At 60.0% G+C, this 23,068-nt stretch carries 23 protein-coding genes; 11 read left to right on the top strand and 12 right to left on the bottom strand.

The window, feature by feature from the left end; all coding sequences use genetic code 11:
- Positions 1-7: 7 nt before the first annotated feature.
- Together GEV39_RS01425 and GEV39_RS01420 are read right to left on the bottom strand one after the other, a co-directional pair.
- Positions 8-538, bottom strand: a complete 531-nt coding sequence (locus GEV39_RS01425; RefSeq protein ID WP_029886397.1) for a DUF5943 domain-containing protein — start codon at positions 536-538, stop codon at positions 8-10.
- Positions 539-615: 77 nt separating this feature from the next.
- Positions 616-1,593, bottom strand: coding sequence for a dipeptidase (locus GEV39_RS01420; RefSeq protein ID WP_009682902.1), 978 nt, complete (start codon positions 1,591-1,593; stop codon positions 616-618).
- 285 nt (positions 1,594-1,878) lie between these two features.
- Between GEV39_RS01420 and GEV39_RS01415 the strand changes: the two genes are divergently transcribed.
- The 3 genes from GEV39_RS01415 to GEV39_RS01405 all read left to right on the top strand — a co-directional run bounded on the left by GEV39_RS01415 (position 1,879) and on the right by GEV39_RS01405 (position 3,817).
- On the top strand, positions 1,879-2,295 hold the full coding sequence (locus tag GEV39_RS01415; RefSeq protein WP_173887329.1) for a lysozyme inhibitor LprI family protein: 417 nt from the start codon (positions 1,879-1,881) through the stop codon (positions 2,293-2,295).
- Between the two features lie 138 nt (positions 2,296-2,433).
- The gene (locus GEV39_RS01410) at positions 2,434-3,126 is read left to right on the top strand and encodes a hypothetical protein (protein ID WP_173887327.1); all 693 of its coding nucleotides are present in this window, start codon (positions 2,434-2,436) and stop codon (positions 3,124-3,126) included.
- Between the two features lie 73 nt (positions 3,127-3,199).
- Positions 3,200-3,817, top strand: coding sequence for a hypothetical protein (locus GEV39_RS01405; RefSeq protein WP_173887325.1), 618 nt, complete (start codon positions 3,200-3,202; stop codon positions 3,815-3,817).
- 3 nt (positions 3,818-3,820) lie between these two features.
- Here GEV39_RS01405 and GEV39_RS01400 read toward each other — a convergent pair whose 3' ends face one another.
- A complete protein-coding gene (locus GEV39_RS01400; RefSeq protein ID WP_173887323.1) occupies positions 3,821-4,768 on the bottom strand; it encodes a GlxA family transcriptional regulator in 948 nt (315 codons plus the stop codon).
- 142 nt (positions 4,769-4,910) lie between these two features.
- Here GEV39_RS01400 and choX point away from each other — a divergent pair, with 142 nt between their 5' ends.
- The 4 genes from choX (at position 4,911) to GEV39_RS01380 (ending at position 8,396) form a co-directional block, all read left to right on the top strand.
- Positions 4,911-5,855 carry a choline ABC transporter substrate-binding protein gene (gene choX, locus GEV39_RS01395; RefSeq protein WP_173887321.1) on the top strand — a complete coding sequence of 315 codons (945 nt, stop codon included), beginning with the start codon at positions 4,911-4,913 and terminating at the stop codon, positions 5,853-5,855.
- A gap of 122 nt (positions 5,856-5,977) precedes the next feature.
- Positions 5,978-6,862: a 3-dehydrocarnitine:acetyl-CoA trimethylamine transferase CdhC gene (gene cdhC, locus GEV39_RS01390; protein WP_054905537.1), complete on the top strand. Its 885-nt coding sequence runs from the start codon at positions 5,978-5,980 to the stop codon at positions 6,860-6,862.
- Positions 6,863-6,925: 63 nt separating this feature from the next.
- Complete coding sequence (locus GEV39_RS01385; protein WP_173887319.1) at positions 6,926-7,891, top strand: L-carnitine dehydrogenase; 966 nt, start codon at positions 6,926-6,928, stop codon at positions 7,889-7,891.
- A gap of 10 nt (positions 7,892-7,901) precedes the next feature.
- Complete coding sequence (locus tag GEV39_RS01380) at positions 7,902-8,396, top strand: thioesterase family protein (RefSeq protein ID WP_173887317.1); 495 nt, start codon at positions 7,902-7,904, stop codon at positions 8,394-8,396.
- Positions 8,397-8,421: 25 nt separating this feature from the next.
- Here the strand turns inward: GEV39_RS01380 and GEV39_RS01375 are convergent, their stop codons facing one another.
- Together GEV39_RS01375 and GEV39_RS01370 are read right to left on the bottom strand one after the other, a co-directional pair.
- The gene (locus tag GEV39_RS01375) at positions 8,422-10,341 is read right to left on the bottom strand and encodes a reprolysin-like metallopeptidase (RefSeq protein ID WP_173887315.1); all 1,920 of its coding nucleotides are present in this window, start codon (positions 10,339-10,341) and stop codon (positions 8,422-8,424) included.
- 238 nt (positions 10,342-10,579) lie between these two features.
- Positions 10,580-12,535 (bottom strand): zinc-dependent metalloprotease family protein, encoded by a 1,956-nt coding sequence (locus tag GEV39_RS01370; RefSeq protein ID WP_249414316.1) that lies wholly within the window; start codon positions 12,533-12,535, stop codon positions 10,580-10,582.
- Between the two features lie 379 nt (positions 12,536-12,914).
- Here GEV39_RS01370 and GEV39_RS01365 point away from each other — a divergent pair, with 379 nt between their 5' ends.
- Positions 12,915-13,172, top strand: coding sequence for a hypothetical protein (locus GEV39_RS01365; protein WP_028635296.1), 258 nt, complete (start codon positions 12,915-12,917; stop codon positions 13,170-13,172).
- 104 nt (positions 13,173-13,276) lie between these two features.
- On the opposite strand, the gene gbdR is transcribed toward GEV39_RS01365, so the two are convergent.
- Positions 13,277-14,383, bottom strand: a complete 1,107-nt coding sequence (gene gbdR / locus GEV39_RS01360; protein ID WP_173887313.1) for a choline metabolism transcriptional regulator GbdR — start codon at positions 14,381-14,383, stop codon at positions 13,277-13,279.
- A 447-nt stretch (positions 14,384-14,830) separates the two neighbouring features.
- Positions 14,831-16,207: an L-serine ammonia-lyase gene (locus GEV39_RS01355; RefSeq protein WP_173887311.1), complete on the bottom strand. Its 1,377-nt coding sequence runs from the start codon at positions 16,205-16,207 to the stop codon at positions 14,831-14,833.
- 450 nt (positions 16,208-16,657) lie between these two features.
- On the opposite strand from GEV39_RS01355, the gene GEV39_RS01350 reads away from it, so the two are divergent.
- The 3 genes from GEV39_RS01350 to choV all read left to right on the top strand — a co-directional run bounded on the left by GEV39_RS01350 (position 16,658) and on the right by choV (position 19,710).
- A complete protein-coding gene (locus GEV39_RS01350; protein WP_173887309.1) occupies positions 16,658-17,605 on the top strand; it encodes a choline ABC transporter substrate-binding protein in 948 nt (315 codons plus the stop codon).
- A gap of 81 nt (positions 17,606-17,686) precedes the next feature.
- Positions 17,687-18,535: a choline ABC transporter permease subunit gene (gene choW / locus GEV39_RS01345; RefSeq protein ID WP_173891635.1), complete on the top strand. Its 849-nt coding sequence runs from the start codon at positions 17,687-17,689 to the stop codon at positions 18,533-18,535.
- Entirely contained in the window at positions 18,532-19,710 is a 1,179-nt protein-coding gene (choV, locus tag GEV39_RS01340; RefSeq protein WP_009682886.1) for a choline ABC transporter ATP-binding protein, read from the top strand. Before choW ends, choV begins: the two co-directional genes overlap by 4 nt.
- Positions 19,711-19,746: 36 nt before the next feature.
- On the opposite strand, the gene hisF is transcribed toward choV, so the two are convergent.
- The 5 genes from hisF to hisB form a co-directional block, all read right to left on the bottom strand.
- A complete protein-coding gene (gene hisF / locus GEV39_RS01335; protein ID WP_029886410.1) occupies positions 19,747-20,517 on the bottom strand; it encodes an imidazole glycerol phosphate synthase subunit HisF in 771 nt (256 codons plus the stop codon).
- Positions 20,518-20,627: 110 nt separating this feature from the next.
- Complete coding sequence (hisA, locus tag GEV39_RS01330) at positions 20,628-21,359, bottom strand: 1-(5-phosphoribosyl)-5-[(5-phosphoribosylamino)methylideneamino]imidazole-4-carboxamide isomerase (RefSeq protein WP_173887307.1); 732 nt, start codon at positions 21,357-21,359, stop codon at positions 20,628-20,630.
- A 121-nt stretch (positions 21,360-21,480) separates the two neighbouring features.
- The gene (locus GEV39_RS01325; protein ID WP_173887305.1) at positions 21,481-21,741 is read right to left on the bottom strand and encodes a DUF2164 domain-containing protein; all 261 of its coding nucleotides are present in this window, start codon (positions 21,739-21,741) and stop codon (positions 21,481-21,483) included.
- Positions 21,742-22,380, bottom strand: a complete 639-nt coding sequence (gene hisH / locus GEV39_RS01320; protein WP_009682882.1) for an imidazole glycerol phosphate synthase subunit HisH — start codon at positions 22,378-22,380, stop codon at positions 21,742-21,744. It lies immediately after the preceding gene.
- Complete coding sequence (gene hisB, locus GEV39_RS01315; protein WP_009682881.1) at positions 22,381-22,974, bottom strand: imidazoleglycerol-phosphate dehydratase HisB; 594 nt, start codon at positions 22,972-22,974, stop codon at positions 22,381-22,383.
- Positions 22,975-23,068 lie beyond the last annotated feature (94 nt).

The raw sequence follows: 23,068 nt of genomic DNA, 5'->3' as shown, positions 1-23,068 counted from the left end.
CTCCGGCTTACAACGGCTTCGTAACGAACAGGCCATCTTCGTGGCCTTCTTCCGACCCGCCATAGACCTGTTCGGCCACAGTGCGGATAGCGCTGCCGCGGGCAGCGAGAATCTGGTCCATGGCGCCGGCGAACCAGCCGGTGAACATGTAGTCGACCTTGCGGCCGCACTTGCCATAGACGTACACGAACGCAGAGTGCTTGAGCTTGACGCTGCAGGTGCCCTTATCCAGGTCGATGTCCTGGATCTCGAACAGGCCCCAGCCACGCTGGCTCAGGCGCTTCATGTAATGCTCGAACACCGCCACGCCTTCCAGGCCATGGCATTCGGCTTCTTTTTCACACCAGTGCCAGGCGGACTTGTAGCCGGCCTTGTAGAGAATCTCGGCGTACTTGTCGGCGCCCAGTACCTCTTCGATACCCATGTGGTTGTTGACGAAGAAATGGCGCGGCACGTACAGCATCGGCAGGGCGTCGCTGGTCCAGACACCGGTCTCGCTGTCGACTTCGATTGGCAATTGCGGGGCGATCTTGGCCATGGAAACTCAACTCCATAAAAATTTTTGTTTGGGTGCCCCGGCGTTGCTGGCAGGGGCATTCAGGCTTGGAGAGCGGCTTATTCGCCCCACACGTCCTTGAGGACGTTGACCCAGTTCTCGCCCATGATCTTGCGCACCACGCGCTCGGAGTGGCCGCGCTTGAGCAAGGTTTCGGTGAGGTTGGGGAATTCACCCACGGTACGGATACCCAGCGGGTTGATGATCTTGCCGAAGTTGGTCAGGCGGCGGGCGTAACCCTTGTCGTGGGTCAGGTACTCGAAGAAGTCCTGGCCGTGGCCTTGGGTAAAGTCGGTACCGATGCCGATAGCGTCTTCACCCACGATGTTCATGGTGTACTCGATGGCTTCGGCGTAGTCGTCGATGGTCGAATCGATACCCTTGGCCAAGAACGGGGCGAACATGGTCACGCCCACGAAGCCGCCGTGGTCGGCGATGAACTTGAGCTCGGCGTCGGACTTGTTGCGCGGGTGCTCCTTGAGGCCCGATGGCAGGCAGTGCGAGTAGCACACCGGCTTTTTCGATTCGAGGATGACTTCTTCGGACGTTTTGGAGCCGACGTGGGACAGGTCGCACATGATGCCGACGCGGTTCATTTCGGCTACGATCTCGCGACCAAAGCCCGACAGGCCGCCGTCGCGCTCGTAGCAACCGGTGCCCACCAGGTTCTGGGTGTTGTAGCACATCTGCACGATGCCAACGCCCAGCTGCTTGAACACGTCCACGTAGGCGATCTGGTCTTCGAAGGCGTGGGCGTTCTGGAAGCCGAAGAGAATGCCGGTCTTGCCCAGTTCCTTGGCCTTGCGGATGTCGGCGGTAGTGCGCACCGGCATTACCAGGTCGCTGTTGTCGCGGATCAGCTTCTGGCTGGCGGCGATCTGGTCGACGGTTGCCTTGAACCCTTCCCACACCGATACCGTGCAGTTGGCCGCAGTGAGCCCGCCTTTACGCATGTCCTCGAACAGCTCGCGGTTCCACTTGGCAATGATCAGGCCGTCAATGACGATACTGTCGGCGTGAAGTTCGGCTGGGCTCATCAGGCTGTCCCCTTTTATCGAATGGGTTGGCGCCAAACCTTGTGCCGGCGCTTTGGGGCCAGCATATGCCTGTGCCCAAAGGCGCCCCGATGCAAAAACGACAGGGGGTTTGCCGAAAGCGTCAATGCGCGACAACAGGGCATCTGGCGCGCGGGCTGGCGATGCGAGACAGTCTCGACAACGGCATTTCCGGCCACTTCATGAACATTTGGTCAGGTAGCTACCACCAGAGCGCAGGCTGAGCGAGAATCCCTGCGATTCGACAGCCAGGTGAGGGGGAAAAGGATGAAATCAATGGCATGGCTGGCGCTGCTGGCCGTTGTTAGCGGGGCCCAGGCCAGCGAGGAAGAAAGCACACCTTGCGACAATGTGGAAACCGACCAGCAAACCTTTGCCTGCGCAGCATTCAACAAGCAGGTCGCCGAGCGTGAGCTGCAGTCGGCCTACGACGAACTCGCCGCGCGCATGCGTGACCAGTTCGGCGACGAAGCCGGCCTGATGTCGCGAATAGAAGCGGCCGAGCAACTCTGGCGTCAACTGCGTGATGCAGACTGCAAGGTCGAAACCCACGCTGAACAGCCAGGCAGCAAGGCCTACCAGACCGCCTGGAACAGCTGCATTGCACAGCGCAGCGATGAGCGGGCGGAATACCTGCGCAGCCTGGGCACGCAAGACGGTGACGAGCCAGCGCCTGAAGATTGAACAGCACGCACAAGAGAAGGACCAACGCCCGAGGAACCACATGCCGCTGATGCCGCCTGCGTCATTGCTCGATAGTGCCCTCAGACCACGTGCTCACCACGTGTGTCTTGAAATTCAAAACTATCAAGGAATTACAAAGTGGCTGACATCAAAGTTGAAATGGAAAAAATCCGCAAAGAGGGCCAGGAGCGCGTTGCCGCTACCGGCCAGGCCCTCTGCGTTTTCGCTGACAATGTGCCTGCCGACGTTGCACAAGACATCCTGTGCGGCCTGGGCTTGATGACCGCACTGGCCAACAAGAAGTTCAACAAGGAAACCCAGCAGCGCGAGTGGTACAACTTCTACAACGATGGCCTGAGCAAATTCGGCTGGACCATGACAGGTGCTGCACATGCCGAAGACGCCATTGACGAGGACAACCTGACCCTGGCAGATCTGATCACCAAGTCGGTCACCATCAGCGTTTCCGCGGACCCTCGCCGCGCCGCTTGCGCCAAGCGTGCTCTGCAAACCGTCGTGCAGAAGCCGGAAGTCAAGGCACACCTGGAAAAGCACAGCCATAGCGAATCCGGCAAATCGAGCACCTTCGTGATAGCCCAGTGCGAAATGACGCCACAAGGCCTGCCCGCCATGCACATGACCAGCTTCCAGGCCAGCTACGACTCGAAAATCGAGCGTGAGGGCGCCCTGACCCGCAAGGTCGATAAAACTTCCACCCGCGTCTATCGCGCTTCGCAACAAGGCACTTTCAGCGTTCGTCACTTCGACGCTGCGCGGGAACTTGTGAACGAGAAAATCAAAAAAGACCTCGGCGATTTTTTCACTAGCTGATGAGCGAGGCCGGGTACCAGAAAGCGCTGGTACCCGGTTCTGGTCATGTGCGGCCATCGAGGAACAATGCCACATGAGCGATACAAGCCTGGACACCCGAATATTCGAGGAGCGGCTAAGAATAAAGCCTGCCCCCTGGCTGACACTCGAGACCTGGGAAGACTTGCAGCTATGCCTGCGTCATTCACAAGCATTGGCCAATGAAAGATACTCGATGGAGACCCAGCCTCGGCAATGGTTCGCGCTTGCCCTCGCCACCTTGAAATCATTGAAATTCACCCTGTATGAACATACACATAAAACCATCGTGTATGAGCCGCACCTGCTTGCGCTAAGCGATGTGTACAGCGGCTTTCTACCGCCACCGCGCGCCAAAGGGCCTTGGTTCAAAAGCCTGGAAGAAAATATTCAGAACGCTCTGCAGTCGGCGGGGGCACGTACATTCACCGTCATGAACGCTTCTTCACATCTAAGTATCGAAATGGACCATGAAGGGGACCAGGTTCCGGTCGCGATCCTGTTTTATATCTATTGCGTTACCGACCCGGACGAGCCCACCCGAAAGTTGAACCTGATATTCCACCATCTGGGTGCACGCTTCAATGCAGAAGGTTTTGCACCGCTTCGCAAGGGCCTGCAAGCGACCAACCGGGAAAAACTGAGGGCAATTCTCGAGCGCGAGCTTGAGTGAAGCTCAGTTGGAACCGCCCGGCCGGCGTTCCTCCCGCGGGCACCGCCCAAACTTCAGCTTGTAGCGCCGCGTAAAATACGATGGAAGTTCGAACCCGCACGCAATGCTGACCTCGGTCACCGACATGTCGGTCTGGGCCAACAGCTGACGCGCCTTGTCCAGCCGTAACGCAAGATAGAAACTGCTGGGTGTGGCACCCAGGTGTATGCGAAACAACCGCTCCAGTTGACGCCTCGTGACCTTGATCGCGGCTGCCAGATCCAGCGTGGTCAGTGGTGGCTCGAAGTGTTTTTCCATTTCGCCAATGGCATGGATCAGCTTCTTGTTACTGATGCCATAACGCGCGCCGATCTGCATGCGCTGGTGGTCCTGGCGCTGACGGATACGCCCCAGCACGAACTGTTCGGAGACTTTCACCGCCAGTTCGCTGCCGTGAGCCTGGGCAATCAAGTACAGCATCAGATCGATCGAGGCCGTTCCGCCGGCACAGGTGATGCGGCTGCGGTCAATCTCGAACAGCTCCTGGGTGGCTTGAAGTCCTGGATAGCGTTCCTTGAAGGCCTCCAGCGCCTCCCAATGCAACGTCGCCCGGTAGCCCTCGAGCAGCCCCGCCTCGGCCAACACCATCGCACCGGTGTCGATCCCCCCAAGCATCACAGCCTCATGGTTGAGCCGGCGCAGCGCATGCAGCAGTTTGGATGCGACATGGGCAAGTGGTTCGAAGCCCGCAACCACCAGCAGGATGTCGGGCGGCTCGCCCTCCCCTAGAGCGGCATCGGCATTGATGGACATGCCATTGCTCGCCAGCACCGCCTCACCGTTCATGCTCAGCACCTGCCACCGGTACAACGGCCCGCCAAAACGGTTGGCTACCCGCAGTGGTTCCACCGCGGAAATGAACCCCATGGCGGAAAAACCGGGCACCAACAGAAAGGCAATCGTCTCCATCATCCCCCTCCACAGAAACTGGTCGCCCAGGTGCTAATTCCTGTCGCTAGCGTGCGCTTGGGCAAGATGACGCCAGCGTAGCGTATTCACACGGTCCAGAGAGACCGGACCCCATAACAATATGCACTGCCGATGGAGAGCCACCATGCACAGCTTGATCCGCCGCAGCCTGTTGACCCTTGCCCTGAGCAGCATCGCCACTTCCCCACTGTTGGCCGCCGAACCCGCGGCCTGCAAGAACGTTCGCCTGGGCGTGGTCAACTGGACCGACGTCATTGCCACCAGCGCCATGGCTCAGGTGCTGCTCGATGGCCTGGGCTACCAGACCAAACAGACCAGCGCTTCGCAGCAGATCATTTTTGCCGGCATCCGCGACAAGCGTCTGGACATGTTCCTGGGTTACTGGAACCCGATCATGACCCAGACCATCACCCCGTTCGTCGACGCCGGGCAGGTCAAGGTGCTCGACAAGCCAAGCCTGGAAGACGCCCGCGCCACCCTCGCCGTGCCGAAATATCTGTATGACAAGGGCCTGAAAACCTTTGCCGACATCCACAAGTTCGAAAAGGAACTGGGCGGCAAGATCTATGGCATCGAGCCAGGCTCGGGGGCCAATACGCAGATCAAGGCCATGATCACCAAGAACCAGTTTGGTCTGGGCAAATTCCAGCTGGTCGAGTCCAGCGAGGCGGGCATGCTCGCCGCGGTCGACCGCGCTGTGCGGCGCAAGGAAGCCGTGGTGTTCTTCGGCTGGGCACCACACCCGATGAACGTGAACATCGACATGGCCTACCTGGGTGACAGCCAGGACGCCCTCGGCCCCGACGAGGGCCGTGCCACGGTGTGGACGGTGACCGCGCCGGACTACGCCGAACGCTGCCCCAACGCCAATCGCCTGCTGGCCAACCTGACATTCAGCGCCGAGGACGAAAGCCGCATGATGCAGCCGCTGCTCGACCACAAGGACGCGCTGGAGTCCGCCCGCCAGTGGCTGAAAGACCACCCCGAAGACAAGGCGCGCTGGCTGGAAGGGGTGACCACCTTCGATGGCAAGCCGGCTGCGGACAACCTCAAGCTTACCGCCAACTGACAGGGCCTCTTCGCGGCTGAACCCGCTCCCACAGGGCACACCTGGGCAGGGCCATCACGGGCCCCTGCGGGAACGGGCTTGCCCGCGAAAAGGCCAGTACATACACCACAAGGAACCGCACCATGAACCACGACGTCATCATCACCTGCGCCCTTACCGGTGCCGGCGACACTGCCTCGAAAAGCCACCTTGTCCCCGTCACCCCCCGGCAAATCGCCGACGCTGCCGTAGAGGCTGCCAAGGCGGGCGCCACTGTGGTCCACTGCCACGTGCGCGACCCGCAAACCGGCCGCTTCAGCCGTGACGTGGCGCTGTACCGCGAAGTCATGGAACGCATTCGTGAAGCCGACGTGGACATCATCGTCAACCTCACCGCCGGCATGGGGGGTGACCTGGAAATCGGCCCGGGTGAAACGCCACTGGAATTCGGCGCCGGCACCGACCTGATCGGCCCGCTGGAGCGTCTGGCCCACGTGGAAGCGTTGTTGCCGGAAATCTGCACCCTCGACTGCGGCACCCTCAACTTCGGCGACGGCAACTCGATCTATGTGTCCACCCCTGCGCAACTGCGTGCCGGCGCAAAGCGCATCACCGAACTGGGCGTGAAGGCAGAACTGGAAATTTTCGACACCGGCCACCTGTGGTTCGCCAAGCAAATGATGAAGGAAGGCCTGCTGGACGACCCTCTGTTCCAGCTATGCCTGGGCATCCCGTGGGGCGCGCCGGCCGACACCACCACCATGAAAGCCATGGTCGACAACCTGCCGGCCAATGTGACCTGGGCAGGTTTCGGCATCGGCCGCATGCAGATGCCGATGGCAGCGCAGGCCGTGTTGCTAGGCGGCAACGTGCGGGTGGGGCTGGAAGACAACCTGTATCTGGACCGTGGCGTACTGGCCAGCAATGGCCAGCTGGTCGAACGGGCGGTGGAGATCATCTCGCGCCTTGGCGCCCGTGTACTGACCCCGGCCGAGGGCCGGGAAAAAATGAACCTCAAGCGCCGCTGATCCCGCCTGCTCCCATAAGGACTGGCGCCAATTCTGAGCATTTTTTTAGCCTGAGGACTCGATATGCCCTTCATCACCCAGATCAAGACCTTCGCCGCCCTGGGTAGCGGCGTGATCGGCAGCGGCTGGGTTGCCCGCGCCCTGGCCCACGGCCTGGACGTGATCGCCTGGGACCCTGCACCTGGCGCAGAACCGGCGCTGCGCAAGCGTATTGCCAATGCCTGGCCAGCGCTTGAGAAGCAGGGGCTGGCGCCCGGCGCGTCACAAGCCCGCCTGAAGTTCGTTGCCACCATCGAGGAATGCGTACGCGATGCCGATTTCATTCAGGAAAGCGCGCCAGAGCGGCTGGACCTGAAGCTCGACCTGCACGCAAAAATAAGCGCCGCGGCCAAGCCCGAGGCCATCATCGGCTCCAGCACTTCCGGCCTGCTGCCCAGCGAGTTCTACGAGTCTGCCACGCACCCGGAGCGCTGCGTGGTGGGCCACCCGTTCAACCCGGTGTACCTGCTGCCGCTGGTGGAAATCGTCGGTGGCAAACGTACCGCGCCCGAAGCCATCGAGGCAGCGAAGGTCATCTATACCGCCCTGGGCATGCGCCCGCTGCACGTGCGCAAGGAAGTGCCCGGCTTCATCGCCGACCGCCTGCTCGAAGCACTCTGGCGCGAGGCCCTGCACCTGGTGAACGACGGCGTGGCGACCACCGGTGAAATCGACGACGCAATCCGCTTTGGCGCCGGCCTGCGCTGGTCGTTCATGGGTACCTTCCTCACCTACACCCTGGCCGGTGGCGACGCAGGCATGCGCCACTTCATGTCGCAGTTCGGCCCGGCGCTGAAACTGCCGTGGACCTACCTGCCCGCACCGGACCTGACCGACAAGCTGATTGACGATGTGGTGGACGGCACCTCGGCGCAACTGGGAGAACGCAGCATTGCCGCACTGGAACGCTATCGTGATGACACCCTGCTTGCCGTGCTGGAAGCCGTAAAGAGCAGCAAGCAAAAGCACGGCATGTCGTTCGGCGAATGAGGAGACCACAATGCCCGCACTGATCACCTACCGCACCCCAGTCCAGGAGGACTGGGTGGACTACAACGGGCACCTGCGCGATGCCTTTTACCTGCTGATTTTCAGCTACGCCACCGATGCGCTGATGGAGCGCATCGGCCTGGATGCCGACAGCCGGGGGCAGAGCGGGCATTCGCTGTTCACCCTGGAGGCGCACATCAACTACCTGCATGAGGTGAAGCTTGGCACCGAGGTGTGGGTGCAGACGCAGATCATCGGCGTTGATCGCAAGCGCCTGCATGTCTATCACAGCCTGCACCGGGCCGGGTTCGATGAGGTGCTGGCTGCCAGCGAGCAGATGCTCCTGCACGTTGACCTGGCCGGGCCGACCTCCGCGCCGTTCGAAGCGCGCAGCATGGCGGCGATACAGCGCCTGCAAACGCAACAGGATGATCTGTCGATACCCAACTACGTTGGCGCAACCATCAGCCGCCTGAACCAGCCGGCTGATGGCTCAACTCGTTAACCCTTAGGCCCCTTACCCACGCACATCACCGGCTGGGCATAGGCGGTTGATCTTGTGTATCAATATCGTAGGAGACACGATAGATGGCCCCGTTCATATACCCTCCTCCCCGATGAACCCTGATGAGGTTTTCAGGCAGCCCACTGGCACTGTCCCAATTGGCGACCTCAAAACGGCCTTTGTAAGACCCGCTGAAGCACAGGCTCTTGGCCGAGGTTTCGCTATGGAAGCAGAGTTTCCTGGCATCGCCAAGAAAGCCGTAAACCTTCGCCGAACGCGACTTGCCATTGGACACCGCACTGCACGCCCCCCAGGTTGACAGGTCGTATACAGCCCCGGCGGGGAGCCGAAGCTCACAGGAGGCACCTCGAAAATTCGCCTGCGAGTAGAGTTGAATGGTGAGTTTGTCATCCCTCGCATACTCAACGTGGTCGATATTGCCAACCAGTGGTTTCGAGCCGGAAGCTTCACGACGCAAGCCGTGCGGCAATGCCGCTTTCTTGTCGATATCTGCGACTTCAAAGTCGCCTGCATAGGCACCCACATAACAAGACGACAGATCGAGCCTGTAGGACTTCAAGCACAACTTGCTGCCGTCGGTAAAGTCACTGACCTTCATTGATTTCACGGCGGTGCAAGGGGGCAGATGCATACCGGGCACCATGAACATGCTGCACTGCTGACCAAGAAAATTACGCTCCGCATAAAGTTCAACATAGAGTCTAGGCGCGGTGGGTGGGGGGTAGAGGTTTTCGATTTCTTCCCTATGCTCATCCAGGGTGCGAGCCACATCATGGTGTTCGGGCGTTCCCATTGGCACGCCCTGATAAGTGAGCCGTGGATTGGAGAAATAGGGTATGGACCCCCAAGTGGTGACCATCCTTGTGTGGAATTTCGGATTATCATGGCTATAACCGAACTTGTAGCCAGGCGATGTTCCGTTCCAACCATGCGCGGCGCCCAACACGTGCCCAATCTCGTGAGCGAACGCGTCAGCAGCACCGACAATGACATAGCCGCCTGTGGCGACCTCACCCCCTGTACCCGGGTAGGACGTATACAACGTTACCACGTCGGCCAGAAGCTCATCGCGCCAGCGCTGCACCTCATTATTCAAGTTCCGACCCGGCGTCCTGAAGTCCGTGAACTGCTCTACACCGGTCTTGTCGCCTTCCTTGTAATCAGGCTCCATGAACCCCGCAATACTGACGGTAACGGGTACATTCGAGTTGAGCATCACCTGATTGGCATCTTGCACGACACGGGCTAGTGTCGCACGGTAATCCGGGTTTTTGACGCGCCGTTCATGGGTTGTAAAAAACAGCACACGGATGGTGCTGTGGTCAGATTCTGGCGCCTTTCCAGCACCAGAGTCTGTTTCAGGCTGCCGTACATCGGTGAAATGTTCAGCAGGCATTTTGGTTTCATCGACTTTGACTAATACATGTTGCCCGCCTCCAACATATTGCAATCGGTAGGATTCACTGTCTACATGAATAGCGCCAGTCAACCGCTGCCCGTCCCGTACCAAGGAAATCCAGGTAAATGGGGCAAAAACGATTTCGGTGTCGTTGTTACCCAGCGGCCCAGCTACGGAGTCTCCGACCCATCCCACCATACCCGGCGTAGGTGGATCACTGAGCCGCAACCTGAAGGTCGCTGTCTTGTTATGCCCGAGCGGAACACTTAGCGTTTTGTTGGCCTGGTCTACCAAAGAACTATTCACCACCACCCGCTGCACGTGTTGGGTTGCTGGATCTTTCAACAGATCACTGAACAACGGGTACACCTGTCTATCGCGCTTCAGGTCTTCAAGGTCATCGCCTATGGCTATTTGGAAAAGTTGTGTGATAGGCGATGCACCCTCATTATGATCGCTGGCAAGCACGCCCGAACTTGCTGACACCAATATAGTCGCTGAAATCAACCGCAACCAAAGTTTCATGGGGCTAGCCTCCATTTCACCGGAGCGTGAAATTACAGATCAGCTGCCCACTCGGCACAACTGGCAAATTTATCAGGTCTGCATCGCTGCCTTGATGATCATGAACAACTTCATCGACTGCACTGTTGTGCCCGAGCGAAAGTGCACGAACTCAGCAGACCTGCCTACGGCATGCACCAGCACCTTCATCCGGTGGGCGCGGCGGCTGGCAAAGAGAGGAGCGGGGAGCCAACCAGGGCTATTGCATGCCGAAGGAAACACGGTGCACGGAGCCGTTCATGTAACCACCCCCCGCATGCGTGCGAACAAGCCCCTGCGGCAAGTCACTGCCCACGTCCCAATTTCTGATCTGGAAGTTGCCCTGATAGCTCCCTGTGAAGCAAAGACTTCGACGGTCGTCGGTGTTAAGGAAACAAAGCTTGGAGTTACCCCCTGGGAAAGCATACACCTTCGCGGAGCGTGATTTTCCGCTGGCTACTGCGTCGCATCCTGGAAAATCTGAAATCTTGTCCACACTGCCTTGGGACAGGCGGAATGTGCAGGTATCACCTCGATAGTCTGCAAGAGAATAGAGTTGAATAGTTACGGAAGTGTCCAGCGTGTACTCGATATTTCGAATTCTTCCGATCAAAGGTTTATCACCAGGAGGGGTTTCCCGCCCCAGCCCATCAGGCAATGTGCCTGACGCATCGAGGTCCGCCACCTGAAAATCACCCGTGTAAGAACCGCGGTAACAGGCATAGTTAAAGGCGATGGCGTAGAAACACAGCCTCATTCCAGCTTTGAAATTGTTAACCTTAACCGAATGTACTTTATTGCAGTTGGGGCGTATGTCATTGGGGAGAAACTCTAGGCTGCAGGGGTGCCCAGAAAAATTCTTTTCGGGGTAGAATTCCAGATCCATAGGTGGCGCAAGCGGCACGGGATAGAAATTCTCTACCGTTTCCCTACGTTCGTTAAAGCGGCGCGCGACATCATGATGTGCCTCAGTCCCAAGAAGAACGCCATAGTACGCCAGCCTAGGGTTGGAGTGGTACGCAAGCCTCGGGCACGCTGACGTTGGCGAGCACTTAGCCGACATCTGCGTGCTGAACCTGGGCGCAAGTCTGTTATATAGATAGCCGTACATATAGGGCGGACGGCCCTCGTTATCGCCTTCCTTCCAATTATGGTTGGCGCCCAAGTTATGACCGAGTTCGTGAGCAAGCGAGTCGGTACAACTAATGACCGAATGAGCCTGCTCTTTACTCGACGTAAGCCAGGCCTGACCGCATAGCCCAGGCGCTGCAGAATACATTGAAACCATATCCGCTCCCAACACCTCTCTCCGGCGCAAGACATTCCCCGCGAATGGTTGGGCTAGACGGATATCATTCAGTTGCTGTGAGTAATCTCTTCCGGTTTCGTCGTAAAACTCATCAAAAAAACCGGCCAGTTCATATGTGATCTGTACGTCACTGTTTTTCATGTACTGGTTGGCGTCGTTCAGCGCCTGGGCGAGCTCAAGCCGATAGAGGGGGCTTTTGGCCCTTCGTTGATAAGTGGCCAGAAACATCACGCGTATTGTGCTGTGCGCGGACAGCGGAACTTTCCCTTGGGTATCATCGCGCGCCTGCCCTGCTGGGTCGACGCGGGGTTCGCCTTCCGCGGGAAGCTTGGATTCATCAACCTTGATCAGCACATACTGACCCGAGCCGATTGAATCCAGCCGATAACGCTGCCCTTCGACAACTACGCGGCCCACCAAGTTGTCACCTTCACGCGCCAAGGAGAGGTAGTAAAGCGGATCGTTTTCGATCTCCGAAGCAGATGCCGCATGGGCCGCTTTCCATGCAGAAGGCTTGTAACCCACCCAACCGTCAATACCCGGTGTGATGGTGGTGAAATCGCGTAAATGAAACTGCGCGGTTTTACCGTCCGGTAAGCTCACCGCCAAATCCTGTGTTTGCTGGCTTATAAGTGCAGGGTTGATCTTCACCAGCGTAAACTCTACGTTCGCAGGGTCGGCCAGCAATGTGGCCAGGTTGCCGCTAGCCGTTTCTAGCAGGCCCTTGCGCGTAGGGGTGGGTTCAAGGGTGAACAGTTGGGCTGGGGTACTTGTGGCTGCAGTCACGGTGGGACCAGAGGACGAACATGCCCCAAAAAATATCACCGTTGAAGCCAGCAGGATCCTGTTCCAGATTGCCGTTTTCACATTGCCGCTCCTGAGGATATCCATCATCCTCAGCAGATCACTACCGCAGCTTTACTGTCACCTGACAAAAATGCCAGGTGGATGGATGTGCAGGAACACGCTGTTGGTTTAAAACAAAAAAATAACCCCGGAAAGCCGTGAGCATCCGGGGCCAAGAGCGAGCAACATCCACTGTGCATGAACGAGGGTGACCAAACCCTCTGGTACCGTGAATGGCCTCAGTGTGGGGCCTGGGAAGGCGCTGGATTTAGCCGTAAACGACCTGTTCTTAGTCATGGCAGCCATGCCGGCATTCTGTTGTTGCGGGCCTGTCGCCCACGTCACAGAATCGGTCGTAAATCACAGCAGCACTCTCTTCGCGACAAAAGGGACAACAGCCATGATGCATGCGGATTTGATTGATCAGGACGACCTGGCAGGCCACCTGCGGGCGCGTGGATTCGACATTCCAGCCGGGGCCACTGCCGAACAGGCCTGCGAGGCAGTGGTGCGCGGGCTGACCGAGCCCAATGCACGGGCCCTGAAGGGGATGGTGGAACAGATGTATACCGGTAGCGCGACGATTCTGCCGGCGGTACGCCAGGCCATCGACAAGCAGTTGTTGCCGGCATTGGCGCAGTTCAGCAAGCGCGCCTGATTTCTCCTTACGGCCCTATCGCCGGCAAGCCGGCTCCCACCGTGATCACACAGGCTCAAGACCTGTGCAAGACCTAGGGGAGCTGGCTTGCCGGCGATGCCGTTTCAGAGCCTTACGCTGGCAAAGGTCGATTCGTTACGCGCCTGGCTCAGGGCCGCCATCGGCCCGCTGTGCGGCGACAAGGTCATGGCCTGCGGAATCGGCATCATTGCCACTTGGTGCGTGGTGTTGGAGCCCACGCGCTCATCACGCGGCGGAATGCCAAAGTACTCGCGGTAGCATTTGGAGAAGTGCGGCGTGGATACGAAACCGCACACCGATGCCACTTCGATGATCGACATGGGCGTCTGTTTGAGCAGTTGCCGGGCGCGGATAAGGCGCAGCTTCAGGTAGTAGCGCGACGGCGAGCAGTGCAGGTACTTCTGGAACAACCGCTCGAGCTGGCGCCGCGACACCGACACATACACCGCCAACTCGTCCAGGTCGATCGGCTCTTCCAGGTTGGCTTCCATCAGCGCGACGATTTCCTGCAACTTCGGCTGGTTGGTGCCGAGCATGTGCTTGAGCGGCACGCGCTGGTGATCCTGCTCGTTGCGAATGCGTTCGTAGACGAACATTTCGGAAATGGCCGCCGACAGCTCGCGGCCGTGGTCGCGGCTGATCAGGTGCAGCATCATGTCCAGCGGCGCGGTGCCGCCAGAGCTGGTGAAGCGGTTGCGGTCGAGGGTGAACAGCCGGGTACTCATGTTGACCCGCGGGTAGGCCTCCTGCATGGCGGCCAGGCATTCCCAGTGCACGCTGCAATCAAAGCCGTCGAGCAGGCCGGCACAGGCCAAGGCCCAACTGCCCGTGCACACGGCCCCCAGGCGCCGCGACTGACGCGCCTGGGCTTGCAGCCAGGTCACGTGCTCGCGGGTAACGGTGCGCTGAATGCCCACACCGCCGCAGACGATCACGGTGTCGATCGCAGGGGCACTGTGCATGGCCGCGTCCGGGGTGATCTGCAAACCATCGCTGGCCCACACCTGGCCGCCATCGACCGTCAGCGTGTGCCAGCGGTACAGTTCGCGGCCGGACAGCTGGTTGGCCATACGCAGGGGCTCCACAGCCGAAGCCAGGGAAATCAGGGTGAAATTGTCCAATAGAAGAAACCCGATGGACTGGGGTGCTGTGCGGTTCTGGGACGGGGCCCCGGAGGTGTAGGACGTCATCGCGGTTTCTCCTCACACAAATGCTGGATGTGCCTCATGCGGGCACTCATTTTCTTGTTATTGCCCCCGCCACATGCCGGGGGGTGGGTGACCATTACCTACGCAAACGCCGTGCCTGAAATTGAATGGCTATCCAAAAAAACCTGAAAACGACGCCTTTGTCAGGCAAATCAGAGGCTTTGAATGTACTGGCCAAGTTGTCTCAAACAGCCGTGCTAGGCGCCGTGCGGGTAACGGCTGAGCAGTTTAGTGACACGCCGTGGGGCGGTTGCCCAGAAACGACACTGTTTAGTGTCACCGACAAGCCCCACACTGATTGCGACATCCGACAACTGGTAGGGATTGGCTGCACCATAAAGGAGCACGGCCAGGCCTTTTGCGCCGCCTTGAAACGCGCAGGCCTCTTCGCGGGTTCACCACCAAGAGGCCCTGGGTGCCTACTCGGCATCAGCACTCGATGGCACTGACCGCCAGGCCACCGCGGGAGGTTTCCTTGTACTTGTCGTGCATGTCGGCACCGGTGTCGCGCATGGTGCGGATCACCTGGTCGAGGGAGATGAAGTGCTCGCCATCGCCACGCAGGGCCATTTGCACCGCGTTGATGGCTTTTACCGCAGCAATCGCGTTGCGCTCGATGCACGGCACCTGCACCAACCCGCCTACCGGGTCGCAGGTCAGCCCCAGGTTGTGCTCCAGGGCAATTTCCGCGGCGTTTTCCAGCTGCGCCGGGGTCGCGCCCAACACTTGCGCAAGGCCGGCAGCGGCCATGGCGCAGGCAGAGCCGACCTCGCCCTGGCAGCCTACTTCGGCGCCGGAGATGGAGGCGTTCTTCTTGCACAGGATGCCAACCGCCGCAGCGCCAAGGAAGAAATCGGTAACACTGGACTCGTCCACCTCATCACTGAAGCGCATGTAGTAGTGCAACACCGCCGGGATGATGCCCGCCGCGCCGTTGGTAGGCGCCGTCACCATGCGCCCGCCTGCAGCATTCTCTTCGTTGACAGCCAGGGCGAACAGGTTGACCCACTCCATGGCGCTCATGGTCGAGCCGATCACGTTAGGCTTGCCGATTTCCTGCAGGCTGCGGTGCAGTTTGGCGGCGCGGCGGCGCACATTGAGCCCACCGGGCAACGTGCCCTCGTATTTCAGGCCGTTGTTGACGCATTCCTGCATGGCTTGCCAGAGCTTGCGCAAGCCGGCGTGAATCTCTTCTTCACTGCGCCAGACCTTTTCGTTGGCCATCATCAATTGCGACACGCTAAGGTCGTTTTGCTTGCACAGCTGCAGCAGCTCGGCGGCGCTGTTGAAATCGTACGGCAGCACCGTCTGGTCGGCATCCAGCACACCACTGGCGGCCTGCGCGGCATCCACCACAAAGCCGCCACCCACCGAGTAATAGGTGTCTCGGTGCAACTCGCCCTGCTCGCCTTCGGCAATCAAGGTCATGGCGTTGGGGTGGTAGGGCAGGTTCTCATCCAGCAACAGCATGTCGCGCGCCCACACGAACTCGACAGGCAGGCGCCGGTCCAGCTTGAGGGTATTGGTTTCGCGCAGGTCGGCGATGCGCGGCACGATCTGGGTCGGGTCAATGGCGTCTGGCCACTCGCCCATCAGCCCCATGATGGTGGCGTTGTCGGTGCCGTGGCCGACGCCGGTGGCCGACAGCGAGCCATACAGGCGCACCTCGATCCGCCGTACCCGTTCCAACTCGCCGCGCTCGCGCAGCCCTTGGACAAACAGGGCGCCAGCACGCATGGGGCCGACGGTGTGGGAGCTGGAAGGCCCGACACCGATCTTGAACAGGTCGAACACGCTGATGGCCATTACCGAATCACCTCTTGCTGGGCTTGTCTGTGCGCGCCATGCGCACGGCGGGGTAGCTGCTAGGCTCAAGCAGGGCCGCCTTGAATTGCCAGCATCATCGGGCTTTTACCGGCCTTCTCGCCGTCTACAACCGACGCCATTTTGTCCAGCAGCGCCGCACGGTTTTACTTGGGGAATGGCCCCGATACGCCGTTTTCCAGCGGCCTGGTGACGCAAAAATGCGGGCGAGGGGCTGGAAAAATCCATAAGCGACATCGCCCATACTGGATACGACCCGTTCCGTACTGGATACGACCCTACCAGTAGGCGATTGCCCGGCGGTGGAGGATTATCGAAAGCGACTCGTAAAGCACGGCCACGCATCCTGCCCTCTGCAGGCCTGGTCGACCGGACCGTCAGAACGTCCGGCGACCCACGCGAACCCGAAGACAAAATCTCAGGAGTCCACCCATGAAAGGTTCACCCTCGCTGTTGCTGGTTGCGTTGCTGTCCGCACCGTTGCTGGCTCAAGCCGCCGAGCCCGAGCAGTGCCAGACGGTTCGTTTCTCTGACGTCGGCTGGACCGACATCACGGTCACCACTGCGACCACCAGCGTTGTGCTCGAAGCACTGGGTTATAAAACCCACACCACCATGATCTCGGTACCTGTGACCTACAAGTCGCTGGCTACCGGCAAGGACCTGGATGTGTTTCTCGGCAACTGGATGCCGACCATGGAAAACGATATCAAGCAGTACCGCGACGCCGGCACTGTGGACACCGTGCGCGCCAACCTTGAAAACGCCAAGTACACCCTGGCCGTGCCCCAGGCGCTGTATGACAAAGGCCTGAAGGATTTCAGCGACATTGCCAAGTTCAAGCAGGAGCTGGGCGGCAAGATCTACGGCATCGAACCCGGCAACGATGGCAACCGCACCATCCAGAGCATGATCGACAAGAACGCCTTCGGCCTGAAGGACGCCGGCTTCAAGCTGGTGCAGTCCAGCGAGGCCGGCATGCTGTCGCAGGTCGACCGGGCACAGAAACGTGGCGAAGCCATGGTGTTCCTGGGCTGGGAACCGCACCCGATGAACACCCGCTTCAAGATGCAGTACCTGACCGGCGGTGACGAATACTTCGGCCCCGACTTCGGCAAGGCGACCGTATACACCAACACCCGCAAAGGCTACGTGCAGGAGTGCAGCAACGTTGGCCAACTGCTGAAGAACCTGTCGTTCGAGCTCAAGGATGAAAGCACCATGATGGGCTACGTCCTGGACGACAAGATGAAGCCCGAGGCCGCTGCCAAGAAATGGCTCAAGGACAACCCAGGCAAGCTGGACACCTGGCTGGCCGGCGTGACCACCGTGGATGGCAAACCCGGCCTGGAGGCGGCCAAGGCCAAGCTGACGCAATAACGCAATTCGCTATAGCGCTACCTCGGGGCAGGACCGTGCCTGCTCCGGGTTGAGTTCAATCTATGCAGGTGGAAGCTCGCTATCATGCTTATCGATCAGAAAATACCGCTGGGTCAGTACATCGCCTCGTTCGTTGAATGGCTGACCCTGCACGGCGCGAATTACTTCGACGCCATCGCACAGGGCCTGGAGTTCATGATCCACGGCGTCACCAGTGCCTTGACCTGGTTCAACCCGTTCGTCCTCACCGCCCTGTTCGCCGCCCTGGCGCACCTCATCCAGCGTAAATGGTCGCTGACCGCATTCGTCGCCCTGTCGTTCCTGTTGATCTTCAACCTGGGTTACTGGCAGGAAACCATGGAAACCCTGGCACAAGTGACCTTCGCCACCGTGGTGTGCGTGGCCATCGGTGTGCCGCTGGGCATCGTTGCCGCGCACAAACCCATGTTCTACACCGCCATGCGCCCGGTGCTCGACCTGATGCAAACGGTACCCACCTTCGTGTACCTGATCCCCACCCTGACGCTGTTCGGCCTGGGCGTGGTGCCAGGGCTGATCTCGACCGTGGTGTTCGCCATTGCCGCCCCTATCCGCCTCACCTATCTGGGCATCTGCGACGTACCGCAGGAGCTGATGGACGCCGGCAAGGCGTTTGGCTGCTCGCGCCGCCAACTGCTCACCCGTATCGAACTGCCGCATGCGATGCCCAGCATCGCCGCCGGCGTTACCCAGTGCATCATGTTGTCGCTGTCGATGGTGGTGATCGCCGCCCTGGTCGGCGCTGACGGCCTGGGCAAACCTGTGGTCAACGCACTGAACACCGCCGATATTTCCCTGGGCTTCGAAGCGGGCCTGGCGATCGTGCTGCTGGCGATCATGCTCGACCGTATCTGCAAGCAACCGGAACTGCCGGTAAGGGGTGAAGCATGAGCATCATTCGTTTCGAAGACGTCGACGTCATTTTCTCCAACAAGCCACGCGAGGCGCTGGCACTGCTGGACAAAGGCCAGACTCGCGAGCAGATCCTCAAGCAGACCGGCCTGGTGGTGGGCGTTGAAAAAGCCAACCTGGACATCCAGAAGGGCGAGATCTGCGTATTGATGGGCCTGTCCGGTTCGGGCAAGTCGAGCCTGCTGCGCTGCATCAACGGCCTGAACACCGTCAGCCGCGGCAAGCTGTTTGTCGAACATGAAGGCAAGCACATCGACATCGCCCACTGCACCCCGGCCGAGCTGAAAATGATGCGCACCAAGCGCATTGCCATGGTGTTCCAGAAGTTCGCCCTGATGCCCTGGCTGACGGTACGCGAGAACATCAGCTTTGGCCTGGAAATGCAGGGCCGCCCGGAAAAGGAACGGCGCAAGCTGGTCGACGAGAAGCTTGAGCTGGTGGGCCTGACCCAGTGGCGCAACAAGAAGCCGGACGAACTGTCGGGCGGCATGCAGCAACGCGTTGGCTTGGCCCGCGCGCTGGCGATGGACGCCGACATCCTGCTGATGGACGAACCCTTCTCGGCACTGGACCCGCTGATCCGCCAGGGCTTGCAGGACGAACTGCTGGGCCTGCAGGCCAAGCTGAGCAAGACCATCGTGTTCGTCAGCCATGACCTGGACGAGGCGTTGAAGCTGGGTAGCCGTATCGCGATCATGAAAGACGGCCGGATCATCCAGTACAGCAAGCCGGAAGAGATCGTGCTAAACCCGGCCGACGAGTACGTGCGTACCTTCGTCGCCCACACCAACCCGCTGAACGTACTTTGCGGCCGCAGCCTGATGCGCAGCCTGGACAACTGCAAACGGGTCAATGGTTCGGTGTGCCTCGACCCGAGCGGCGACTCGTGGCTGGACCTGGGCGAAGGCAACTCGATCAAGCGCGCACGCCAAGGGCAAAACGGCCTGGAGATGCAGCAATGGGCGCCGGGGCAGTCGGTAGAAGGCCTGGGGCGTCGGCCGACGCTGGTGCATGCGGATATCGGCATGCGTGAAGCGCTGCAGATTCGCTACCACACCGGCAACAAGCTGGTGCTGCAGGAGAACGACAAACTGGTGGGGATTCTGGGGGATACCGAGCTGTATCACGCGCTGCTTGGCAAAAACCACGGGTGATGCAATTGGGGCCGCGTTGCGGCCCCAATCAATGTTTCAGCGAACGACGATCCCGCGCGCTGCCATGTAAGCCTTGGCCTCTGGCACCGTGTACTCACCAAAGTGGAAAATGCTGGCCGCCAGCACCGCGCTGGCATGCCCTTGCACAATACCGTCAGCCAGGTGCTGCAGGTTACCCACCCCGCCCGAGGCAATCACTGGAATACCCAGCGCATCGCTGATGGCCCGGGTAACCCCCAGGTCGAAGCCGCTCTTCATGCCGTCCTGGTCCATGCTGGTCAGCAGGATCTCGCCGGCACCCAGGCCCTCCATCTTCTTCGCCCACGCCACCGCATCCAGCCCGGTCGGCTTGCGCCCACCGTGGGTGAAGATTTCCCAGCGGGGTTCTTCACCCGGCCCGGACACCTTCTTGGCGTCGATGGCCACGACAATGCACTGCGAGCCAAAACGGTCTGCCGCCTCGCCCACGAACTCTGGGTTGAACACCGCGGCGGTGTTGATCGACACCTTGTCTGCCCCGGCATTGAGCAGGTTGCGGATGTCCTGCACGGTACGCACGCCACCGCCCACGGTCAGCGGGATGAACACCTGGCTGGCCATGCGCTCGACGGTATGCAGGGTGGTATCGCGGCCATCGACGCTGGCGGTGATGTCGAGGAAGGTAATTTCGTCGGCACCCTGCTCGTTGTAGCGACGGGCAATTTCCACCGGGTCGCCGGCATCACGGATGTTCTCGAACTTGACGCCCTTGACCACCCGGCCGTTGTCCACGTCCAGGCAAGGGATGATGCGTTTAGCTAAAGCCATGGAAGCTCCTGGGGAGCAGCTGCAAGCTTCAAGCGGCAAGCTGCAAGATAAAGCAGTACGCGGTCCGGCTTTTCTCTTGCAGCTTGCAGCTTGCAGCTTGCCGCTCCTATTCAATAGTTGTCGCAGAAGGCCTGGGCCTCGGCCACGTCGAGGGTGCCTTCGTAGATGGCGCGGCCGGTGATGGCGCCGATGATGCCGGGGGCCTTGGCGTCCAGCAGAGCCTTGATGTCACCCAGGTTGTGAATGCCGCCCGAGGCAATTACCGGAATCGAGGTGGCCTCGGCCAATGCCTTGGTGAATGGCACGTTGCAGCCTTGCATCATGCCGTCCTTGGCGATGTCGGTGTAGACGATCGCCGAAACGCCATCGGCCTCGAAACGCTTGGCCAGGTCGATCACCTGCACCGAGCTGACTTCGGCCCAGCCGTCGGTGGCGACGAAGCCGTCCTTGGCATCCAGGCCAACGATGACCTTGCCCGGGAAGGCCTTGCACGCCTCGGCGACGAACTCAGGCTGCTTGACCGCCTTGGTGCCGATGATCACATAGCTGACGCCAGCCTTGACGTAGTGCTCGATGGTTTCCAGCGAACGAATGCCGCCGCCGATCTGAATCGGCAGGGTGGGGTAGCGCTTGGCAATGGCAGTGACCACTTCACCGTTGACCGGCTGGCCTTCGAAGGCGCCGTTCAGGTCGACCAGGTGCAGGCGGCGGCAGCCACCCTCGACCCACTTGGCGGCCATGCTCACCGGGTCGTCGGAGAATACCGTGGAGTCTTCCATACGGCCCTGGCGCAGGCGCACGCAGGCACCGTCCTTCAGATCGATAGCGGGGATAATCAGCATGCTCTTTCCTTCGTCAATTCAAGCGGCAAGTTGCAAGCGACAAGCTGCAAGCAATGCGCGTCGTGTATTCGATAGGCGATCCAGCTTCAGCTTGCAGCTTGAAGCTTGAAGCTTGAAGCTTTCAGCTTTTTTCAAGCGCCCACAGATCGCTTTCGATGCTCTCGAACCGCTCCTTGAGGTGCAGCTGAACATCGGCAATCGCCCTGTTGTAGTAATGGGGTGCAATTTCTTTGCTGAACAGCTCAAGGACCTCAACCACCTCGAAAGACCCCAGCTCCAGCTCGAAGCGGTCTTCGAGGAAGCGTTTGAGCGTAGCGAGCGCGTCGCGCTCCTGCTCAGGGGCCAGGGTGATGATCGGGGCCTTGGTCTTTGACCTGCTCATTTACCAGCGCCCGTCCCAGGCGACGAAATTCTGCAGCAGCTGCAGGCCATGGGTATGGCTTTTCTCTGGGTGGAACTGCACGGCGAAGCGCGAGCCATCGGCCAGTGCGGCAGCGAAATCGACGCCGTAGTGGCCACGGCCGACCACCTGGCCAGGCTTGCCGGCATTGATGTAGTAGCTATGCACGAAATAGAAACGTGCGCGGTCCGGAATGTCGTGCCACAGCGGGTGGTGGATGGTCTGGCTGACTTCGTTCCAGCCCATGTGCGGCACCTTCAGGTGCTCGCCGTCTTCTTGCAGGTCTTTGCCGAAGAAGCGCACCTGGCCGGGGAACAAACCGATGCAGTCGACGCCGGTGTTTTCCTCGCTGTGTTCGAGCAGTGCCTGCATACCCACGCAGATGCCCAGGAACGGCCGGTCCTGGCTGACTTCGCGCACCAGGCTGTCGAAGCCCAGGCGGCGGATTTCGGCCATGCAGTCGCGAATCGCACCTACCCCAGGGAACACCACGCGATCCGCCTCGCGGATGACCGCCGCATCACTGGTCACCAGCACTTTACCGGCACCGACGTGCTCGAGCGCCTTGGCCACCGAGTGCAGGTTGCCCATGCCATAGTCGATTACGGCTACCGTCTGCATTTACAGGCACCCTTTGGTGGACGGCATCTGCCCGGCCATGCGCTCGTCCAGGGTGACCGCCATGCGCAGGGCACGGCCGAACGCCTTGAACACGGTTTCGATCTGGTGGTGAGTGTTGTGGCCACGCAGGTTGTCGATGTGCAAGGTAACCAGGGCGTGGTTGACGAAGCCCTGGAAAAACTCCTGGAACAGGTCGACATCGAAGCCACCGACGCTGGCCCGGGTATACGGCACATGCATTTGCAGGCCTGGGCGGCCCGAGAAGTCGATGACCACGCGCGACAGCGCTTCGTCCAGCGGCACGTAGGCGTGGCCGTAGCGGAAGATGCCCTTCTTGTCACCGATGGCCTGGGCGAATGCCATGCCCAGGGTGATGCCAACGTCTTCGACGGTATGGTGGTCGTCGATATGGGTGTCACCCTTGCACTCGATATCCAGATCGATCAGCCCGTGGCGGGCGATCTGGTCCAGCATGTGTTCCAGGAAAGGCACACCGATATCGAATCGGGCCTTGCCACTGCCATCGAGGTTGATCGAGCACTTGACCTGGGTTTCCAGGGTATTGCGCTCGACGGAAGCCTTACGTTCGACCATCACCAGCTCCGCAAAATCATTGGGCGAAAAGGGTGCCATTATAGGCCCAGAACGCGCCAGCTTGAAACGCGGATGACATATGGCAAAGCGAGCA

This window comes from Pseudomonas sp. NY5710 (assembly GCF_013305665.1).
Taxonomy (GTDB): Bacteria; Pseudomonadota; Gammaproteobacteria; order Pseudomonadales; family Pseudomonadaceae; genus Aquipseudomonas; species Aquipseudomonas juntendi.
This window is presented reverse-complemented; position numbering and strand designations above follow the sequence as displayed.

Excerpts from the sequence above, each read along its gene's own strand:
- GEV39_RS01385 (WP_173887319.1), top strand. The coding sequence starts at position 6,926 with ATGCCCTTCATCACCCAGATCAAGACCTTCGCCGCCCTGGGTAGCGGC.
- GEV39_RS01400 (WP_173887323.1), bottom strand. The coding sequence starts at position 4,768 with ATGATGGAGACGATTGCCTTTCTGTTGGTGCCCGGTTTTTCCGCCATG.
- GEV39_RS01325 (WP_173887305.1), bottom strand. The coding sequence starts at position 21,741 with ATGAGCAGGTCAAAGACCAAGGCCCCGATCATCACCCTGGCCCCTGAG.
- GEV39_RS01355 (WP_173887311.1), bottom strand. The coding sequence starts at position 16,207 with ATGGCCATCAGCGTGTTCGACCTGTTCAAGATCGGTGTCGGGCCTTCC.
- hisH (WP_009682882.1), bottom strand. The coding sequence starts at position 22,380 with ATGCAGACGGTAGCCGTAATCGACTATGGCATGGGCAACCTGCACTCG.
- GEV39_RS01375 (WP_173887315.1), bottom strand. The coding sequence starts at position 10,341 with ATGAAACTTTGGTTGCGGTTGATTTCAGCGACTATATTGGTGTCAGCA.
- choX (WP_173887321.1), top strand. The coding sequence starts at position 4,911 with ATGCACAGCTTGATCCGCCGCAGCCTGTTGACCCTTGCCCTGAGCAGC.
- GEV39_RS01350 (WP_173887309.1), top strand. The coding sequence starts at position 16,658 with ATGAAAGGTTCACCCTCGCTGTTGCTGGTTGCGTTGCTGTCCGCACCG.
- hisF (WP_029886410.1), bottom strand. The coding sequence starts at position 20,517 with ATGGCTTTAGCTAAACGCATCATCCCTTGCCTGGACGTGGACAACGGC.
- GEV39_RS01425 (WP_029886397.1), bottom strand. The coding sequence starts at position 538 with ATGGCCAAGATCGCCCCGCAATTGCCAATCGAAGTCGACAGCGAGACC.
- choV (WP_009682886.1), top strand. The coding sequence starts at position 18,532 with ATGAGCATCATTCGTTTCGAAGACGTCGACGTCATTTTCTCCAACAAG.
- GEV39_RS01420 (WP_009682902.1), bottom strand. The coding sequence starts at position 1,593 with ATGAGCCCAGCCGAACTTCACGCCGACAGTATCGTCATTGACGGCCTG.
- gbdR (WP_173887313.1), bottom strand. The coding sequence starts at position 14,383 with ATGACGTCCTACACCTCCGGGGCCCCGTCCCAGAACCGCACAGCACCC.
- GEV39_RS01365 (WP_028635296.1), top strand. The coding sequence starts at position 12,915 with ATGATGCATGCGGATTTGATTGATCAGGACGACCTGGCAGGCCACCTG.
- GEV39_RS01415 (WP_173887329.1), top strand. The coding sequence starts at position 1,879 with ATGAAATCAATGGCATGGCTGGCGCTGCTGGCCGTTGTTAGCGGGGCC.
- hisA (WP_173887307.1), bottom strand. The coding sequence starts at position 21,359 with ATGCTGATTATCCCCGCTATCGATCTGAAGGACGGTGCCTGCGTGCGC.
- cdhC (WP_054905537.1), top strand. The coding sequence starts at position 5,978 with ATGAACCACGACGTCATCATCACCTGCGCCCTTACCGGTGCCGGCGAC.
- hisB (WP_009682881.1), bottom strand. The coding sequence starts at position 22,974 with ATGGTCGAACGTAAGGCTTCCGTCGAGCGCAATACCCTGGAAACCCAG.
- GEV39_RS01405 (WP_173887325.1), top strand. The coding sequence starts at position 3,200 with ATGAGCGATACAAGCCTGGACACCCGAATATTCGAGGAGCGGCTAAGA.
- GEV39_RS01380 (WP_173887317.1), top strand. The coding sequence starts at position 7,902 with ATGCCCGCACTGATCACCTACCGCACCCCAGTCCAGGAGGACTGGGTG.